Here is a 2,880-nt window from a genome sequence, read left to right as displayed (position 1 = left end):
CTGAGACCGGGTCGTCGACAAGCAGTAAGGGATAAAGCATGTGGGAGCGGGCTTGCCCCGCGAAGAGGCCGGCACTGGCAACCCAACTTGATCAGGTCACCCCAAACGGTGCCATTCCCGCCTGTCGCGGGTCAGCAGTTCATTGCCAGCCTCTGGCCCATCTTCACCTGCCGGGTATTCATGCACTTCGCCATCGTTGGCCCAGGCATCGAGAAAGGGCTGCACCGCGCGCCAGCCGTTCTCGATGTTGTCGGCCCGCTGGAACAGCGTCTGGTCACCGGTCAGGCAGTCGTAGATCAAGGTTTCGTAGCCCGTCGCCGGGGTCATCTTGAAGAAGTCCTTGTAGGCAAAGCCCAGCTCGACGTTCTCCATCACCAGCTCAGGCCCTGGGCGCTTGGCCTGCAGGTCGAACCACATGCCCTCATTGGGCTGGATCTGGATCTTCAGGTAGTTGGGCTTGGGCCGCTCCAGCTCCGACTCGCGGAACTGCGCATAGGGCGCGGGCTTGAAGCAGATGGCGATCTCGGTGTCGCGCACGCTCATGCGCTTGCCGGTACGCAGGTAGAACGGCACGCCGGCCCAGCGCCAGTTGTCGATCATCACCTTGAGCGCCACGTAGGTCTCGGTCTGGCTGCCTTCGCCGACATTGGCTTCCTGGCGATAGCCGGGCAAGCGCTTGCGCCCCTGCTTGCCCGCCGTGTACTGGCCACGCACCGAGTTTTTCAGCGCCATCTTCGCCGACCACGGGCGAATGGCGCCGACCACCTTGGCCTTTTCGCCGCGCACGGCATCGGCGCCAAAGGCCGCCGGAGGCTCCATGGCGACCATCGCCAGCAACTGGAACAGGTGATTGGGGACCATGTCGCGCAGGGCCCCGGTGTTGTCATAGAACGCACCGCGGGTTTCGACGCCAACGGTCTCGGCGGCGGTGATCTGCACGTGGTCGATGTAGTGGTTGTTCCAGAACGACTCGAACAGGCCGTTGGAGAAGCGGCTGACCAGAATGTTCTGCACCGTCTCTTTACCCAGGTAATGGTCGATGCGGTAGATCTGCCGCTCGCCCATCACCTTCAGCAAACAGGCGTTGAGTGCCTCGGCGCTGGCAAGGTCAGTGCCGAAGGGTTTCTCCACCACGACGCGACGAAAGCCCCCGGCCGACTCGTCGAGCAGGCCGGCCTGGCCCAGACGCAGGGCCACTTCGGGGAAGAAACGTGGCGAGGTGGCCAGGTAGAAGATCGCGTTGCCATGACGGGTCGCTTCGATGCGCTTGGCAATCGCCTGGTACGTGGCCGGGTCAAGAAAGTCGCCGGTCTGGTAGTCCAGCCGTTTGGCCAGCCGCGCCCACAGTTTTTCGTCCAGGCACTTGGCGCTGCCTTCGCCGCCCTTGTCACGCTCCAGCATGAAGGCGTGCAGGCGCTCGGCGAACGCCTCGGCGGTGGCGGCATTGTGATCGACGCCGACGATGCGCAGGTTGCGGTCCAGCAACCCGTCACGGCTGAGGTTGTACAGCGCCGGCATCAGCAGGCGCTTGACCAGGTCGCCATTGGCGCCGAACAGAAACAGGGTGCAGGGAGGCGCTGCAGGGATCGTCTGTTTAGTCATTCGCCTTTCTTCTCGACATGCCCACCAAAGCCCAGGCGCATGGCCGAGAGAATCTTGTCGCCATACGTGCCCTGCTGCTGGCGCGAACGGAAGCGAGCGAACAGCGCGCTGGACAGCACCGGCACTGGCACGGCCTGCTCAACAGCGGCATCGATGGTCCAGCGGCCCTCGCCACTGTCGGACACCGAACCACTGAACTGCGCCAACTGCGGGTCGGCCACCAGCGCGTCGGCGGTAAGGTCGAGCAACCAGGACGTGACCACACTGCCGCGGCGCCAGACCTCAGCGATCTCGGCTACGTCGAGGTCAAAGCGCTGGTCTTCGGGCAGCTCGTTGCCGCCCTTGCTGCGCAGCAAGTCGAAGCCTTCGGCGTAGGCCTGCATCAGGCCGTACTCGATGCCGTTGTGCACCATCTTCACGTAGTGCCCGGCACCGGGTGGGCCTGCGTGGATGTAGCCATGCTCGGCGCGCTGGTGCTCGCCCTCGCGGCCATGGGTACGCGGGATGTCGCCGACGCCGGGCGCCAAGGCCTTGAACAGCGGCTCGAGGCGCTCGAACACGTCCTTTTCGCCCCCGATCATCATGCAGTAGCCACGCTCCAGCCCCCACACACCGCCAGAGGTGCCCACGTCCAGGTAGTGCAGGCCACGTTTTGCCAGATCGGCGGCACGGCGCATGTCGTCTTTATAGAAGGTGTTGCCCCCGTCGATGATCGCATCGCCCGGTTCCAGCAGGTCGGCCAGTTGCGCAATGGTCTGCTCGGTAGGGTCACCGGCCGGCAACATCACCCACACCGCACGCGGGGCCTTGAGTTTTTGCACCAGGGCGCCGAGGTCGTGGGCACCTTGTGCGCCCTCGCCCTCCAGCCCGACGACGGCGTCGCGGTTGCGGTCGTGCACCACGGTGCGATGGCCGGCGCCCATCAGGCGCCTTGCGATATTGCCGCCCATGCGGCCCAGCCCGACGATTCCCAGTTGCATGAGCCGATGCTCCCCTTTCGAAAATGGATGATGATGCAGTTAAGCGTTTCAGATTAGTCCAGCGTACCGCCCAAGGGTTCAGCGACGAACGGCGAGACCACGATAAACAAAAAAGTTCCCATGGGCGGCGAAAGAATTCAGAATGCGCACCGCGTGAAGCGACTACGCTTTAACTGTCACCAGCCAAAACCGCGAGGTGTGCTCATGGGTACCTTGATGCCTGCTACTCCAACCCAGACCCTCTATGTCTCCGTACGCCGTGATGAGCTGCGTAAGTTGAAGGACGAAAGATCGGAAG

At 63.6% G+C, this 2,880-nt stretch carries 3 protein-coding genes; 1 reads left to right on the top strand and 2 read right to left on the bottom strand.

Translation table 11 applies throughout. The features are described from left to right. Positions 1 to 96: 96 nt before the first annotated feature. Together zwf and gnd are read right to left on the bottom strand one after the other, a co-directional pair. Positions 97 to 1,602, bottom strand: a complete 1,506-nt coding sequence (gene zwf, locus NP534_RS26495) for a glucose-6-phosphate dehydrogenase (RefSeq protein ID WP_274100697.1) — start codon at positions 1,600 to 1,602, stop codon at positions 97 to 99. After that, complete coding sequence (gene gnd, locus NP534_RS26490) at positions 1,599 to 2,582, bottom strand: phosphogluconate dehydrogenase (NAD(+)-dependent, decarboxylating) (protein ID WP_156310076.1); 984 nt, start codon at positions 2,580 to 2,582, stop codon at positions 1,599 to 1,601. The genes zwf and gnd overlap by 4 nt, the downstream gene beginning before the upstream one ends. A gap of 204 nt (positions 2,583 to 2,786) precedes the next feature. On the opposite strand from gnd, the gene NP534_RS26485 reads away from it, so the two are divergent. After that, positions 2,787 to 2,880 (top strand): DUF6026 family protein (locus tag NP534_RS26485; RefSeq protein ID WP_274100698.1); only part of this gene is annotated, 94 nt, incomplete at its 3' end.

Origin of the sequence: Pseudomonas sp. 39004 (assembly GCF_028682155.1) — a bacterium.
In the GTDB taxonomy this organism is placed as follows: Bacteria; Pseudomonadota; Gammaproteobacteria; order Pseudomonadales; family Pseudomonadaceae; genus Aquipseudomonas; species Aquipseudomonas capeferrum.
Note: the sequence above shows the minus strand (reverse complement) of the source record. Positions and strands in the feature narration are given on the sequence as shown.

What these genes read in the sequence shown, in the direction of transcription:
- gnd (WP_156310076.1), bottom strand. Translation starts at nt 2,582, where the DNA reads ATGCAACTGGGAATCGTCGGGCTGGGCCGCATGGGCGGCAATATCGCA.
- zwf (WP_274100697.1), bottom strand. Translation starts at nt 1,602, where the DNA reads ATGACTAAACAGACGATCCCTGCAGCGCCTCCCTGCACCCTGTTTCTG.